The sequence below is a fragment of the Mesorhizobium cantuariense genome, assembly GCF_042647205.1.
Classification (GTDB): Bacteria; Pseudomonadota; Alphaproteobacteria; order Rhizobiales; family Rhizobiaceae; genus Mesorhizobium; species Mesorhizobium cantuariense.
The window spans coordinates 6,716,797-6,734,298 of sequence record NZ_JBHRVD010000001.1 but is presented as its reverse complement, the minus strand read 5'-3'; the positions used below and the strand labels follow the sequence as shown (position 1 = coordinate 6,734,298).

The following is a 17,502-nucleotide window of genomic DNA, read 5'->3' as shown; positions in this document are numbered from 1 at the left end:
TACAACAGTCGGGACTGTTTCGGAAGCCGGGCCGAAGCCAAGAAAGCCGGCGAAATTACTGTGACCTTTCGGACACACCGGGCAATTTTGGAGGAAAACCCTAGAAATCGGAGAGTCCAAGACTCGCTATACAATAGAATTCGAGTAAGAATTTGCACGGGGGACGTGTAGTCCCAGAAGGACTCGCCGGGGATGGGAACTACCGAGACGTCTCGGCAGGTTGGTGAGATGGCGGCGCGTGGCGAGGATTTCCGCGTGCGCGCTGGCTATCGCCGTTCGCGAATCGCCAGGCATCTGTGGAAGACGACGGCGCTGACGACGCTGGCGCTCGGCCTTTCCAGCATTGCCGCCCATGGCGATCCGAACGGGTTGTGGCAACCGCAGATTCGCGCCATCATCGGCGCTGACAACAATGGCGGCACCGCCGCGCTCGAAGGCTTCATACCGCTCAAGCAGACGGCCGAATCAGTGCTGTTCCTGGATGTCCGGACCAAGCACGATTTCAAGGACAGTTTCGGCCAGGATGTCGGCCTCGGCATTCGCCGCATCGTCAACCCGGACCTGATGATCGGCGGCTACGCCTATCTGAACGTCGAGAACCACAACAGCAACCAGTTCACGGCGGCCACGCTAGGCGCCGAGGCGATCACCTCGCATTTCGATGCGCATGTGAATGTCTATCTGCCGATCAAGGGCGACCACACCGATCACTCGACCAGTTCGACCCTGTCGATGGTCAGCAATCAGCTGATGGAGCAGATCTCGGTCCTCGATCATCGCGACTACGCGGCATGGGGCATCGAAGGCGAGATCGGCGCGCAGGTGCCGATCAACCTGCCCGACAAGCATTCGCTGCGGCTGGATATCGGCGGCTACCATTTCGAGGACCCGCACGGCGACGACAACAGCGTCACCGGCGCCAAGGCCGGCTTCGAATACACGATCGGCGACGTCTTCGGCAGCGGCACTGAACTGGTCTTCGCCGGCGAAGTCCGCAACGACAATCGCGACGACACCCAGTTCGCCGGCAGCGTGCGGCTGAACATCCCGTTCAATCCTGGCCATGGCTCGGACAGTGCAGACGGGGCCGACACTGGGCCTGAGCCGGTCTATCCGGTTAGCGAAGGCCTGCGCAAGCGCGTCAACGAACGGGTGCGCGGTGATATCGGCGTCAGGATCCAGTCACAGACGCTGACCGGCGGCACGACGACGCGCGTCGCCATCAACGCCGCCACCAACGCCGCCTTCGGCAAGTTCTACTACGCCGACGGCGGCCTGGCCGGCGCCGGCACGTTGGCCGACCCGACGACGCTGGACGACGCCGTCACCAAGGCCGGCAGCGGCGGCTTTGTGGTGGCCCTTGGCGGCAACGGCAATCTGACGTCTGGCGGCGTGACGCTTGCCAATGGCCAGACCGTCATTGGCGGCGGCGAAAGCGTCACCGCCAAGCTGTTCGGCGGCGGCACCAGTACCTTCAATCTGGGCGGCAGCGACGGCACGATCCAGGGCACCAACGTCGCCAACCCCGTCATTACGCTCGGCAACGGCAACACGCTCAACGGCATCACCATCACCGGTGGCGGCGACGGCATCTTCGGCAACAATGTTACCGGCACGAAGCTGACAAAGGTGACTGTCGACGGCGCGGGCGGCAATGGTGCCGAGTTCACCGGCAATTCGACCAACGTCACGGCATCCGATTTCACGGCGAAGAACAACGGTCTCGATGGGCTGCACATCGAGGACAATGGCACCTACAATTTCACCGGCACGACGTTGCTGCAGGGCAATCTCGACGACGGCCTCGATGTCACAGGCCAGGGCACCTACACCTTCGCCACCATCAATGCTCTCGACAATGCCGACCGTGGCATAACCGTGCAGGGCACGCCGCCCGGCAGCGGCACCTTCACCACCACCGGCGGCACAATATCGGGCAATGGCGGCATCGCGGTCTTCATCGATCCGATCACCGCGCATGTGGTGCTTGATTCGATCACCCAGACCGGCGGCACGTCGGGCGTCGTGCTCGAGAATGTTTCGGGCAGCTTCACCGTCAACGGTGCGACGACGATCTCGAACACGACCGGACCGGCGATCGCCATTTCGAATTCGCCGGCGGCGATCCGCTTCGGCGACGTCAACATCACCAATCCCGGCGCCGACGGCATGTCGTTTGCCGGCGTCAATGCGGCGGTGGTCGCCGGCAACATCGTCATTTCCGGACTGGGTGTCGGCACCGGCCTCGACTTCTCCGGAGCCAAGACCAATTTCACCGCGCAGTCGCTCAACATCACCGGCACCGGTGCCGCCGGTTCGATCGGCATCGATCTGACGTCGCCGAGCGCTGGCGGGGCAACGATCGTCATCACCAATGGCGGTGCGATCGCCAATGTCGACACCGGCGTGCGCTTCGGCATAGCGGGGTCGCTCGCCAATTCGGCCAATGCCGAGTTCACCTTCGGCGGCGGTTCCATTGCCGGCATCACCGCTTCGCTCGACGCGCGCGGCCTGAACCAGACGCTCGGCCACTATGCTTTCGGCTCGACCACGTTCACCGGCGCGCAACTGTTCGACGTGCAGAATGTCATCTTCGTCGGCGCCTCGGCGACGGGCTCGGGCACCGGCTCCTCGCTGCTGGACCTGGCCTCGATCGCGACCGCCGACGCCAACACCGACGCCAACGCGATCTTCGTGCTGGTCAATCGCGGCACGGCCATCGACGACACCGACGGCTTCTCGCTGACCGCCGGGCAGACGCTGGCCTCGTTCGGCAATGGGCGGACCTTTTCGCTCGGCGGTGTTCCGGTCAATGTCACCGGCGACAATGTCGAGCACGACGCGGCGATCTCGGACGGCGGCGGCGCGGCGACGCTCACCAGTTCAGCCGGCGCGGACACCGTCACGCTGGCCAACAACAGCTCGCTGCTCGACTTCAACGTCTCGAACGCCAATCCAGGCGGCGGCACCGGCATCCACGGCAACAACGTCAGCGGCGTGACGATAAGCGGCGTCAATGTCAGCGGAGCGAGCCTGGACGGGCTGCTGTTTAAAGGCGCCAGCAACGTCGTGGCCAACAATGTGACCTCGACGGGCAATGCCAGCGACGGCCTGCATATCGAAGGCGACGGCACCTATGCATTCAACGGCACGACGACGCTGTCGAACAATGGCGGCAACGGGCTGTATATCGACGGTGATGGGACATACGCATTCCAGACGCTGAACGCGTCCGACAATTCCGGCTTCGGCGTCAACGTCCTCTCCACCACCGGCACATTCAGCACCACCGACGGCACGATCTCCGGCAATGGCGCGGGCGGCGTCTCCTTGCTCGGCGCCAATATCGACGTGACGCTGACCAGCTTGACGCAGGACGGCGGCCTGTTCGGCGCGATGTTTGCAGGCGTGTCGGGGAATTTCGCCGTTTCCGGCGCAACGACGGTCAGCAACACCTTCTTCGGCGGCCTCGCGATCGTCGACAGCACCGCCGATTTCACGTTCGGAGCCGTCGACATCTCGGACATCACCGCCCCCGGCGGCATCGGCATCTACGTCCAGAATTCCGGCGGGGCGGTCACTTTCGGCGGGCCGGTCACGCTGACTCATATCGACAGCGAGGGCATCCTCGCCACCGGCAATGCCGGCACGCTCACCTTCAGCGGACCGGTCAGCATGACCGATCCCGGCGACGGCATCTGGCTGGAAGACAACACCGGCGCCGTTTCGTTCGGCGGCGCCGTCACCATCGACCAGCCGTTCGGAAGCGGCATCGACGTCGTTGGCAGCAACGGCGTCATCAGCTTCGGCGACATCGACATCACCGGCCTGTGCAACTGCTCCACCGCGCTCGACCTGTCGGGCAGCACCTCGACCTTCACCGCCGCCACGCTCGATGTCAGCGGTAGTTCTGGCAGCTCCTCGATCGGCATCGACCTGTCCGGCACCAATGGCGGCTCGGTGACCATCGGCAGCGGCGTCATCACAGGTGTCGACACCGGCGTCCAGATGGGCACCAACGGCCTGGCCGGAACCACCGCCAACACGGCGTTCTCGTTCGGCGCGGCCGGCGGCGCGTCGATATCAGGCGTCACCGCGTCGCTCGACATGCGCGGCCTGTCGCCGGGCAGCGGTACCTATGCCTTCAACGACACGGTGTTGAACGGACCGCAACTGTTCGACATCGCCAATGTCATCTACGTCGGCTCCGTCGACACCGGAACCGGCGACGGCTCCAGCGTCGCCAACCTGATCAATGCCGCCGCGGCCGACGATCTGACCACCGATGCCAACACGACCTTCGTGCTGGTCAAGACGGCGGCCGTGCAGACCACCTACACCGACGCCGACGGCTTCACCCTGGCCGATGGCCAGTCGCTCGTTTCCTTTGCCAATGGCGGCACCGTCACCTTGGGTGGGCCCCCCGCCAATGTCACCGGCAGCCATGTCGTTACCGGCGCGACGCAGAACGATCCGACCGGCTTTGGCGGGGCGACGCTCAACAACGTCAACGCCAGCACCATCGACCTCGCCAACGGCAACCTCATCAAGAACCTCAGCGTCAGCAACGGCATCGGCGTGGCCATCGGTGGAATCGGCACCAACGGCCTGACCGTCGGTGGTGTAACGATCGCCGGCACCGCGACCGGCCTCGTCCTCGACGGTGTGACTGGTACGGCCACGGTCGACAATCTGACCATCCAGGCTCCAGGCCAGACCGGCATCGTGCTTGTCAATTCGGCGGCGACCGTCAACTTCACCGGCAACACCAAGATCGCCGGCAGCAGCGTTAACGCGGTGCTGGCCAACAATTTCGACGGCATCGCCACCTTCGACGATCTCGACATCACCGGCGGCGGCACGGGCATTGCGGTCCTCGGTGGATCGAGCGGAACGTTCACCTTTGAGGCGGCCAGTTCCATTGCCAACACCGGCAATACGGCCGTCAGCATCAACGGCTCGACGCCCAATTTCACCTACAAGGGCACGATCGACCAGACCAGCGCGGCCAGCGCGGTTTCGATCAACGCCATGACCGGTGGCAGCGCCGCGTTCGCAGGGCTGATCACCGCCAACACCGGCGCCGCCAACGCGATCGACCTGGCTGGCAACACCGGCGGCACGATCAACTTCACCGGCGGGCTCGATCTGACGACGGATGGCGGCTACGGCTTCAGTGCCATCGATGGCGGCACGCTGACGGTGACCGGCTCCGGCAATACCGTGGCAACCGGCGCCGGGATCGATGAGAAGGGGATTCTCATCGGCGGCACTGGAATGACCATCGGCGCGGCCGGTGTGAGTTTCGCCAGCGTCACCGTCGATGGCTCGGGTGGCATCGTTTCGAGCGGCATCGTCATCCAGAACACCACAGGTGGCAATGTCACCTTCGGCGCCGTCGACATCAACCGCGTCAATGGCGATGCCATCCGACTGACCAATGTCAGCAACGCCGTCACCTTCAACGGCACGACGAAGATCGACACCGTTGTCGCCAATGGACCGGGCTTCGTGGTGCAGGGCAGCTCGGCCAATGTCACGGTCAACAATTTGGTGACGACGCTGGTTTCGGGCGCGGACGTCAGCCTGTCCAACAACAGCGGCACGATCGGCATCGGCGGCACCATCACCAATTCCGGCATCGGCGACGGCGTCGTCGTTTTCGGCGGCAGCGCGGCGATCACGGTCTCGGCAAACATAGCCAGTTCCGCCGGCACACCCGGCACGGCGGTCAAGGTCGACGGCATCAGCGGCGGTTCGGTCGCCTTCAGCGGCAATGTCACCTCGACCGGCACCGGCAATCTCTTCGACATCGGTTCGACCCTGGTTCCGGTCGGCGGTGCGTTCAGCTTCACCGGCCCGACCCTATCGGCGACTGGCGGCGGCGGCGCGGTTGTCGCCGGCCTTGCCGGCACCGCGACGTTGAATGTTACCGCCCCGCTGTCGATCACCAATGCCACGGCCACCGGCCTGTCCGTCGCCAATGTCGCCAACACTGCATCAGCGACCTTCGGGGCGGTGACCGTGTCGGGTGCCACAGGCAATGGCATCGACATCACCAACAATGCCGGCGCCGTCACCTTCGGCACCACCAGCGTGACGATGGGCTCGACCGTCGGCCCGGCCGGCATCAACTTCGCCCTCACCAACGCCGACGTAACCTTCGGCACGACCAATGTGACGCTGGGCGCTGGCGCCAACCAGACCGGCATCGACTTCAGCGGCTCCTCGACGACGGCCGATTTCGGCCTGACGACAATCACCGGCCTTGGTGATTTGACCTCGCGCGGCATCGATCTGTCGTCGACCACGGGCAACAAGGTCATCACCTTCCTGCAGGGTTCCAAGATCGACAATGTCGGCGTCGGCGTCGAACTGTCGTCCGGCGGCACCACGGCGACCTCGGCCAACGCCAATTTCACCTTCGGCGACGGCGATTCGACCGACGGGCTGGAATCCTTCATCAGCGCGGCACCCGGCGGCTTCACCGTCAACACGGTCGGCCTCGATCCGGCGCTCGGCAATTACGATTTCGACGATGTGTTCTTCACCGGCAGCGCGAACCTGGCGACGGCGGCTGGTTCGGTCACGCTGGTCTCGCAGTCGGGCGGCTTCATCGCCGCCGGCACGACCGGCAATCTCAGCACGGGCGTCAACACGATTTCGCTCGCCGCCGCCGATGCGCTGACCGGTGCGCAGAACTTCGCCTTCGTCGGCACGATTAATCTCGGCGCCACCGCCTTCACGCTCGATTCGGGACAGACCATTGCCGGCTTCGGCAACGGCAGCGTCGTTTCGACCGGCACGATCCAGCCGGCCAATGTTCAGGGCAATCTCGGCGCCACCGGCGGCAACATCACCGGCGACGAGGCGGTGGTCAGCGGCACGGCCAACCTGATGCAGCTGCTCGGCGACAACGCCGTGCGCAACACCGCCTTCGACTTCAGCGGCGCCACCGGTTCGGCCTTCCTCATCGACCAGAGCGCGGTCGGCTTCAGCAATGCCGGCGGCATCACCATCGAAGGCGTGACGATCAGCAACGTCGCGGCCGGCCAGACCGCGATCAAGGTTGCCGGGCTCACCACGAACCTGTCGGTCATCAACAACAACATCAACGTCGCCGGCACGCTGCTCGACGTCAATGGCGGCGGCACCGGCACCATCTCGGTCTCGCGCGGCTTCCTGCCCAATGCCGGGCCTGCGGGCACGCTGACCGGTGGAGGCATCAATATCGCCAACCGCACTGGCGGCTCGGTGACCTTCACCGACGAGGTGACGATCGGCGGCACTGGCGTTTCGCTCACCAACAACACCGGCTCCACGGTCACTTTCGCGGATGTGGATATCACCACGAACGGTCCGACAGCATTCAGCGCCAGCGGCGGCGGCACGGTCAATGTCACGACCGGCACGATCAACGCCACCAACGCGCAAGCGGTGGCGCTCGACAGCATCGCGGCCAACATCAATTTCGCCTCGACCAGTGCGACATTCAGCTCTGGCAACGGCGTCGACCTGCAGAACCTCAGCGGCACGGTCGCTCTCGGCACCGGCACGCTGACCAATACCGGTGCGGGCACGTCGTTCAATGTCGGCTCGGCGACCGCCGCGAGCGGCGGCAACGCGGTCATCTCTTATGGCGGTACGATCGCCAGCAATGGCACCGGTGCCGCGGTTTCGATCCAGGAACTGACCGGCGGCTCGGTGACGTTGTCGGGCAATCTGACCGACGCCAACGCCGCGGCCGGGGGCAACATCGTCATTGCCGGCAACGACTCAGCCACGATCACCTTCTCGGGCTCGACCAAGCAGATCAGCTCAGGCGCGACCGACAGCGTCAATATCGGCTGGCCTGGTGGTGTGGTGTCCGGCGTGCCGAACCCGAACCCGAACTCCGCCATCAACTTCACCAATGGCGGCCTCGACTTAACGACGACAACAGGCGGCATGGGTTTCGTCGCGTTTGGCGGCTTTGGTCCAGGCACCCTTGCCGTCACCGGCAGCGGCAACAAGATCAATTCCGGCGGCGACGGGCTGCTGGTGGTCGGTACCAATGTCGGCGCCGGCGGCATCACCTTCGACAGTATTTCGGCGGTATCGACCGTCAACGCCGCCGGCGTGTTTTTGTCAGGCCTCAACCTGGTGGGCGACGTCAACATTGGCGGGCTGAAGGATACCGGCTACACCGGCGCCTTGTTGGCCGGCATGATTGGCGCCGGTGTGGTCAATTTCACCGGCACGACCGATCTCGACGTCAGCTACAGAGGGTTCGATATCAGCGGCCCGGAAGTTGGCACCATAAACATCGCCAATGTCGCCGGATCCACACTGACCATCGATGGCGGCTCGGTCGGCATTGCGACGAACGGCCTGGAGAGCGGGACCATCAACGTTGGCGGCAATGGCGGCCTCGCCAGCATCGGCGCGACGACAAGCACCACCGGCTCGGCCATAACCCTCAACGGTGGCGATGACCTTGTCAATGCGACGCTGAACTACAACGGTTCGATCAAGGTCGATACGGGCTCGGTGCTGCAAGCCGGCGGCGGCGGCGACTGGACCGAGCTCAACATGAGCGGTTCGGTCGTTTCGACCACGGCAGCAGCGGCGCCGGGGACGGCGGCCTTCACCTTCAGCGGCAACGCCAACGGCGTCTACAATATTTCGAGCACGATCGATCATACCGGCACCGGCATCGGCGTCCTGTTTGACGGATCGTCCGAGGGAACGGCCACCTTCTCCGGCACGTCGAAGACCTTCAACACCAGCGGCGGCACCAACGGTGCCATCGTCAAGGCCCCCAGCATAGGCCTGGGTGAAGGCACGGGTACGCTCGCCTTCACCAATGGCGGCCTCGTCATCACCACCAGCAGCGGCGCCGGCTTCACCGCCAGCACCTCGGGCGCCGGCACGGTCAGCGTCAGCGGCGCTGGCAACACGATCACCACCACCAACGGCACGGCGCTCAATCTTACCGATGCCGCGACCGGCCCCGACGGTGTCAATTTCAGCTCGGTCAACGCCAGCTTCTCTGGCACCAGCAATGGCATCAACCTGCAGAACATCTCCGGCGCGCTCAACCTCGGAACCGGCACACTGACCAACAATGGCGTGGGCGTCGCCTTCAATGTCGGCTCGGGTACCGATCTCAGCGGCGGCAACGCGATCATCTCCTATGCCGGCAACATCGTCAGCAACGGCGGCTTCGGCGCCGCCGTCTCGATCCGGGAACTGACTGGCGGCTCGGTGACGCTCTCTGGCAATCTGACCGATACGAACGCCGCCGGCGGCGGCCAGATCATCGTGGCCAACATCAACAACGGCACCGCGGCCACCGTCACCTTCTCCGGCGCCACCAAGCAGATCCAGTCGGGTACGACCAGCGGCGTCAACCTGGTCGACAACCCCAATGGCACCATCGATTTCAGCAATGGTGGCCTGGCCATCAACACCAGCAACATCGGCTTCCTTGCCGTGGCCGGCGGCACGGTCAGCGTGGCCGGCACCACCAACACGATCACGTCGACCGGGGGCGCGCTCAGCTTCAACGCCATAACCATTGGCAGCGGCATCAACTTCAACTCGGTTTCGACCAGCGGCGGCGTGACCACCGGTATCGCGCTCGCCAACCTCGGTTTGCCTGGCGGCGCCATCAATCTCGGCACGGTCGACCTGCAAGGCATCAACTCACGCGGTGTGGCCGTCACCGGCACACTCGGCGTGGGGCTCAATTTCAACTCGCTGAGCATCGGCCTGACCAGCACCACGGCGGTGGCCTTCGACCTCAACGGTGCGCAGATCAATGCCGCGATCACGGCCAACGATTTCGACGTCATCAATTCGATAGGCGCCGGCACCTCGATCGGCGTCGACCTGCGCGGGGCCACCGGCGGGCAGGTGGTGCGGCTCGGCGACACCGTTGTCGGCGGCGCCAGCTCGAGCATTTCCGGCGTCAACACCGGCGTCTTCCTCGACAGCGCCACCAATCTCGCCTTCACCTATGGCGACGGCGAAACGGCGACGGACCAGAATTCGACCATCGGCGCCATTGTCGGCATCGATGCCAGCAGCGCGCCGGTTGCCGGCACCTACAATTTCCAGGATGTGTACTTCCAGTCGGCCCCCGGCCTCGGCTTCGGTGTCGGCAAGATCTATTTCGTCGGCGCGTCTCCAACCGGCGATGGCACCGGCCGCGACCAGAGCAATCTGGCGACGCTTTCCACGGCCGAAGCCGCGTCGGCCTTGAGCGACGTCCTGGTGCTGGTCAATGACGGCGGCGTCATCACCGCGGCCGGCAGTAACGGCAACGACACGCTGGCGCTTGCCACAGGCGAGCAGGTGCGTGGCTTCAGCAATGGCAACATCAATTTGGCGATGACGGTGCCGTCGACCATCCAGCTCGCCAACAACAGCATCGCGATCATCGATCAGACGCCGGACGGCGCCGCAACGCTGACGACGAGTGCCGGCAGCAACGCCATCACGCTCGGCGCCAGCGGCAACTTCATCGACGGCTTCATCCTCGACGGCAGCCCGGCAGGTGCGGCACGCGGCATCAAGGACAATGGCTCGGGTGCGTCCGGCACCATCATCAGCCACATGACGATCCAGAATTTCGCCACCGCCGGCGTCGAGATTACGCCGTCGACCAGCACGGGGATCGACAATGTGACGTTCGCCGGCAATGCCAGCGACGTCATCGTCAACGCGCTCAACACCACAATCAGCAACGTCAGCAGCACCGGCGCCACCGGGATTGCTTTCGATATCCGCAACGCGACCGGCACGACGACGCTGGCCAACCTCAACGTCACCACGGCATCGACCGGCACAGGCATCGTCTTCGGCGGTGCATCCGGGCCGCAAGGCACGATCATAGGCACCAATGTCGATGTCACGGGCGGCGCCGGCGGCGGGATCAAGGTTATTGGCGGCGACGCCGCCATCGGGTTCGATGCGGCGAGCTTTGTCGGTGTCCCCGGCACGTCGACCGGCACGGCGGTCACGATAACGGGCCGCAGTGGCGGCAGCTTCGGCTTTGCCGGGTCGGTCGTGGCGAATGGCGCGGCGAGCGGCATCAGCGTTTCCGGCGCGACGGCGGCCAACACGGTCAGCTTCACCGGCGCGGTCGGTCTCGGCACGGTCTCGACGCTGACCGGCACCGCGGTGTCGATCAACAACAACGCCACGGCTTCGACGGTCAGCTTCTCCAACCTCGGTATCGTCACCAACGGCACGACCGGCTTCAGCGCCAGCAATGGCGGGACGGTCAATGTGACGACGGGAACCGTGAATTCCACGGGTGCGCAGGCCATCGCGCTCAACGGCATCGGAGCGGGCGTCAATTTCACTTCGACGACGTCGACCGGCGGCACCAACAATGTCGGCCTGGCCAATGTCACCGGCACGGTCAGCCTCGGCTCCGGCGCGCTGAGCGGCGCCACGGGCGTGGCGTTCCTGGTCGGCGGCGGCACGGCCAACATCAGCTATGCCGGTTCGGTCACCAAGGCGACAGCCGGCAACATCGTCGATATTTCGGGCGTGACGGGGGGCACGGTCGCCCTGTCCGGCGCGCTCAGCGCCACCGGCGGTGTCGACAACGGCATCGATGTTCACAGCAATACCGGCGGCACGTTCAATTTCAGCGGTGCCACCAAGACGCTGACCACCGGCGCCAACTCCGCCGTCAGCCTGATCAACAACACCAACGCGGCGATCAATTTCACCGGCGGCGGGCTGGTCATCAACACGACATCGGGCACCGGCTTCAACGCCACCGGCGGCGGCACATTGACCGTTACCGGCGGCGGCAACACGATTTCGACCACCAGCGGTGTCGCCGTCAACATGGACACGGTCGCCGTCGCGGCCGGCGGCGTGACCTTCGCGTCGACGGACAAGAATGCCTTCGGCGGCACCAATGCCGTCATCCTCGACACCGTCACCGGCACCGGAACGATCGACCTGGGCACCGGCGCGCTGCGCGGCGGCGGCGTCACCGGCATCAACGGCGCCGTCATCCGTATCGGCGATGGTCTCGGCACCGCCGGCAGTGGCGGCACGGCGGGCTTCACCTATGCCGGCACCATCACCACCGGTTCGGGCGAGGGGGTCGACATCCGGGATCGCGCCGTGGGCGCGGGCAACATCACGCTGTCCGGCACCATCACGCACAATGCGGGCGGCGATGCCGGTCTCTTCCTCGACGGCAATCGCGCCGGCACCATCACTTTCTCGGGCGCGTCGAAGTCGATCGCCTCGGGTTCGGCGAATGGCGTCAACCTGACCGACAACACCGGCGCGACGATCAACTTCACCAATGGCGGCCTGGCCATCACCACCACCAGCGGCGTAGGCTTCAACGCCACCGGCGGCGGTACGGTGTCGGTGCAGGGCAGCGGTAACACGATTGCATCCATCGCCGGAGGCACGGCACTCAACGTCGCCAACACGACGATCGGCGGCTCAGGTCTGACGTTCCAGAGCATCAGCACCAATGGCGCCGTCAACGGCATCCTGCTCAACAACACCGGCGCCGGCGGCGGACTGACGGTGACCGGCGTCGGCGCGACCGCAGGCAGCGGCGGCACGATCACGGCCTCGACCGGCGACGGCGTCAGCCTGACCTCGACGCAGAACGTCAGCCTGACCAACATGAACATCACCAACTCGCAAGGCAACGGTATCCTCGGCAACGGCGTGAACGGCCTTATGCTGAACCGCGATACCGTGTCCGGCAATGGAAACTCGAGTTCCGGCTTCGGCGAGGGCAATATCTATCTCTTCGAATTGACCGGCGACGCGACTCACCTGACGACGTTCAACAACCTCACGGTCAGCAATTCCTACGTCCACAACGTGTTCATTCAGAACACCGGCGGTACCCTGGCCGACCTGGTGGTGACCAACAGTTCCTTCACGAACAATGGCGCTTCGACGGTTGCGGGGGATGAGTTCCAGATCCACCTCGCCACAGGCGGTCTCGCCGGCACGCCGACCGCGACCGTTCATGCAACGAACAACACCTTCAGCGGCAACCTGACCACGCCGACGACCTATACGGCCACCGGCTTCGCCGGATCGGTCGACGACGGCACGCTCAACGTCCATCTCGGCGACGGTACCGCCGGCGGTCTGAACACGTTCAACACCAACAATTCCGGCATTACGCTGACGGGCAACGGTTCCAGCACGCTCAACTTCGATGTGAACGACAATATCGTCACCAACAACCGCGCGGTCGGCATAGCCATCAACCACTTTGGCACCGCGACTGTAACGGGCTTCCTGCGCAACACGACCATCGGCACGCAGGGCGTCGCGGGTTCCGGCGCACAGATCGGCAACGGCCTCGATATTCACGATGAGGCCACCAGCGGCACCATGACGCTGAGCGTCACCAACAACATCGTGCAGAGCGTGGGTGGCGGCGGGCTCGGCTTCGAAGGCATCGATGTTCAGTCTGGCAACGGCGGCCAGAATTCGGCGAGTACCCTCAATGTCACGCTGACCGGCAATACGATTCGCGATATCGTTGATGACCGCGGACTGTTCATCAACAATTTCAATACCGCCGGGAATAGCGTCATCAACGTTCTGCTAAGCGGAAACACCTTCACCAATGCGAATGCCAGCGGGGCCAACACCACCGTGCGAGTCGGTGGAGCGCCTGGCGGATCAGACCATGTCAACGTCACGCAAGCCGATGCGGCTTCACTGGCGGCGGCGAATGGACTCACCGTCAGCAACTCGCCCGGCACTACGATGCGCGTCGACACCAATGTCTTCTTCAATCACGCCGCGCCGGCGCTGCCGCCGCCGACGCCGTGATGCCCGCTTGCAGCCAAGGGTCGTTGGTAACGAATTCTTAACCAACGACTGTAATCGCCGCGTATAAATTCTTCGCCGGTCGGCAGATACTTGTCGACGCCAGCAATGAAACTGGCTAGATTGACCCTAGGGCATATTAGGGGGCCGAGATGGGCACACCTTTTTTGGGTGAACTCAAGCTTATTTCTTGGAATTTTGCACCAAAAGGGTGGGCTCTCTGCAACGGGCAGCTTCTGCCAATAAATCAGAATCAAGCTTTATTTTCTCTTCTTGGAACAAATTATGGCGGAGATGGTAGAACCACTTTTGGTTTGCCGGATCTTCGCAGCAGGGTTCCCATACACATTGGCGGTTCTATTGGAGCGGTTGTCGGCGGCAGAGGCGGAGCCGAATTTCATACGCTGACGCTGGGTGAAATGCCCGCCCACAACCATCTGATCAACGCGTCGCAGACGCAAGGCGACAGGAACACCCCCGCCGGCAGCGTATTGGCCCGCGAGGTCGGTGTCCTCTATGCCGGCTTTGCCAATGCGACGACGTTGAACCCCGGATCGATCTCCAGTGTCGGCAACACCAACCCGCACGAGAATCGCCAACCCTTCCTGACACTCAACATCGTCATCGCCCTGCAAGGCATCTTCCCGTCGCAGAACTAGAGGAAGCGGCAATGAGCCAACCTTATGTCGGTGAGATTCGCATGTTCGCAGGCAATTTCGCGCCTGCCGGTTGGATGTTTTGCGAAGGCCAGCTGCTGCCGATCTCCGAAAACGATACGCTGTTCAATTTGATCGGGACGACCTATGGCGGCGATGGCCAGGAAACGTTCGCCCTGCCCAACCTCAGCGGCCGCATTCCCATACATGCGGGCCAGGGACCCGGGATGAGCCAGAACTATAGCCTTGGCGAGGCCGGCGGCGTCGAATCCGTAACGCTGACGACAAACCAGATCGCCGCTCATGACCATGCCCTGATGGCGTCCTTGAACACGGCGTCCGATCCCAATCCCAGCGGCAACATCCTGGCGACCTCGCCGACGATCTCGCCCTATGTGGTCGACGTTGCGGCTGTGGCGCTTGCGGGAAATTCCTTGACCACCGCCGGGGGCAGCAGCGCGCACGACAATTTCATGCCCTATCTGTGCGTCAACTTCATCATCTCGCTGTTCGGGGTTTTCCCCACCCAGACCTAGAGGGTGTCATGTCCGATCAATTCGTCGCGGAAATTCGTATTTTTGCCGGAACGTTCGCGCCGGTAGGTTGGGCGACATGCAACGGACAGTTGCTGCCGATTTCGCAAAACACGGCGCTCTTTTCATTGCTCGGCACGACCTATGGCGGCGATGGAAAGTCGACGTTCGCGCTGCCGGATCTGGCCGGCTCGGCGCCGATGCATCCCGGAGCCGTAGCCGGCGGAACGGATCACTTCCTGGGCGAGTCCGGGGGTACCCCGACGGTGGCATTGCTCGCCTCCGAAATGCCGATCCACAACCACAGCCTTATGGCTTCGACCGAAAACGGGACGCTCAAAGGTCCGGTGCCAACAGAATTTCTGGGCCGCTCCAAGGCCGGCACGATCTATCAATCGAATACGGCAAGCAATCTGGCGCAGATGAATGCCCAGGCTCTTTCTGTTGCCGGCAGTTCCCTGCCTCATGACAATCTACAGCCGTACCAGGCATTTACATTCATCATCGCGATGCAAGGCATTTTCCCGCCGAGAGGCTGACACCGAGCCAACAGGGGCAGGACGGATACGATGGCCAAAAAAGCAGAACCGAAATCGAAAATAGCGGCCCCCGCGGCGAAGGCGACGGCTGCGCCGCCGAGAGCGGCTTCGAAGGCCAGCGCCAGTTCGCGGCGCTCCGGCCCTGCGCCGGTCTATCAGAACAAGCCGGCCGGCGCGTCGTTCTTCGAGCTGTCGCGGCTGATGGTGGTCGGCATCGATTCCGCCAAGGGGCAATTGATCCAGAAGGCTCAAACCTCGCCGAACGGGTCGTGGCCCTCCGCATGGTCGTTCATCGCCCCCGGCGCCTGGGTGATCATGACGGCCGGTCTGACCAAGGACGGCCGCGTCGCCGTGGTTGCGCAGCCATCGGGAACCACCAATCTGTCCTTCATCACCGAGGACGCCAACCAGGTTGGCCCGATCGACAAATGGAACAAGCCGGTGGTCATCGGCGCACCGCCCGGCGCCACCAGCTATCAGAAGCTCTCGATGGCCAATGACGCCGATGGCCGCATCGAGATCTTCCTCACCGACAATCAGGGCCGCATCTGGTGGATCTACCAGAACCCGGACCAGATCGTGCAGGTGCAGAAAACCATCACGCCGCCTGGCACCAAGACGCCGATCGTCGTCACCGTCGATGTGCTGGCGCCGCCGGCCAAGCCGTGGAGCGACTGGATCCAGATCCCCGGCGGGCTGGTGACGGTCACGGCGATACGCCAGGGCGACGGCCGCATCGCGCTGTTCGGCATCAATTCGAACCTGCATCTCTATCGCTGCCAGCAGGCGAAGGCGCAGGCCTTGAAGGCCGCCGACTGGACGGGTTGGGTGCAGATCGACACGAGTCAGACAGGTGGCTTCACCGAGATGGCGCCGGTGATCGGGCCGCTGGGCGCCGCCAATCTGTTCGCCCTGACCCAGAAGGGGCAGGTGCTGCACACCCGCCAGCAGCCCGCCGGCTCGGACACCTGGACGCAATGGGCGACGACAGGTTACTCTAGGGTGCCCAAATACACGCTTGCCGCCGGCATTCAGGGCGATGGCGACATTGTGCTGGTCTCCTCCGACCAGCAGCGTGTCCACGAGTTCAACGCGCAGTGGGACGCCTACACCCAGAACTGGTCGGGATGGCGCGACTTCGGCAACTCCCTCTACGCGACGCGGCTGACGCTCAACTACAATGCCGACGGGCGGCTCGCTTTGTTCAGTCTGATAGCCATGCCGGACGGCACCAACGGGCTCTGGACGCTCAACCAGATGGCCATCGATAGCTCCGAATGGGAATATGACTGGACGAACCTGACCACCGACAACCTCAAGCAGATCGTCGTGGTGCGCGACCTGACGCCGCCGGTCTGACGGTTGATTTCCGGCAGCGTGGCAGAAGCGAAGCAGGCACATCCCCGTCCAGCGTGGGCCCGGTCTGATAAGGCCGGGCTCGGCTTCCGTGCGGCAACGGAGGCGGATTTGCCGTTCCTGTCGCGGCTCTATGCCTCGACGCGCATGGATGAACTCGCCGTGACGTTGTGGACCGAAGTACAGAAGGCTGACTTCCTCGACATGCAGTTCCAGGCGCAGCACGCGCATTACAGAAGACACTATCCCGAGGCCGACTGGCTGGTGGTGGTGCGCGCCGGGCAAGACATCGGCAGGCTCTACATCGAGCGCTGGCCAAGCCAGCATCGCATCATCGACATCGCTTTCCTGCCGGAGCATCGCCGCAAGGGGTATGGCTCAGCGCTGCTGCGCGACCTCATCGACGAGGCATGGTTAGCCGGCAAATCAGCCTCGATCCACGTCGAGAAGCACAATCCGGCGAGACGGCTTTATGTCGCGCTGGGTTTCGTGGTTGTCGAGGACAAGGGCGTTTATGATCTGATGGCCTGTACGCCGCCTGGGGGTGGTACGGCCGGTTCGTGACGGCGAGCATCGCAAGCGGCGGCTCTC

General features: G+C 63.9%; 6 protein-coding genes. All 6 read left to right on the top strand.

Annotated features, from left to right (window positions below; genetic code table 11):
- The first annotated feature begins 192 nt into the window (after positions 1-192).
- The 6 genes from ACFOJ9_RS32975 (at position 193) to ACFOJ9_RS32950 (ending at position 17,475) form a co-directional block, all read left to right on the top strand.
- Complete coding sequence (locus ACFOJ9_RS32975) at positions 193-13,830, top strand: beta strand repeat-containing protein (RefSeq protein WP_378985446.1); 13,638 nt, start codon at positions 193-195, stop codon at positions 13,828-13,830.
- Between the two features lie 149 nt (positions 13,831-13,979).
- Positions 13,980-14,486 (top strand): phage tail protein, encoded by a 507-nt coding sequence (locus ACFOJ9_RS32970; protein ID WP_378985444.1) that lies wholly within the window; start codon positions 13,980-13,982, stop codon positions 14,484-14,486.
- Between the two features lie 11 nt (positions 14,487-14,497).
- Positions 14,498-15,019, top strand: a complete 522-nt coding sequence (locus ACFOJ9_RS32965; RefSeq protein ID WP_378985442.1) for a phage tail protein — start codon at positions 14,498-14,500, stop codon at positions 15,017-15,019.
- Positions 15,020-15,027: 8 nt separating this feature from the next.
- Positions 15,028-15,555 carry a phage tail protein gene (locus ACFOJ9_RS32960; RefSeq protein WP_378985440.1) on the top strand — a complete coding sequence of 176 codons (528 nt, stop codon included), beginning with the start codon at positions 15,028-15,030 and terminating at the stop codon, positions 15,553-15,555.
- Positions 15,556-15,585: 30 nt separating this feature from the next.
- The gene (locus tag ACFOJ9_RS32955; protein ID WP_378985438.1) at positions 15,586-16,914 is read left to right on the top strand and encodes a hypothetical protein; all 1,329 of its coding nucleotides are present in this window, start codon (positions 15,586-15,588) and stop codon (positions 16,912-16,914) included.
- An 18-nt stretch (positions 16,915-16,932) separates the two neighbouring features.
- A complete protein-coding gene (locus tag ACFOJ9_RS32950; protein WP_378985436.1) occupies positions 16,933-17,475 on the top strand; it encodes a GNAT family N-acetyltransferase in 543 nt (180 codons plus the stop codon).
- Positions 17,476-17,502 lie beyond the last annotated feature (27 nt).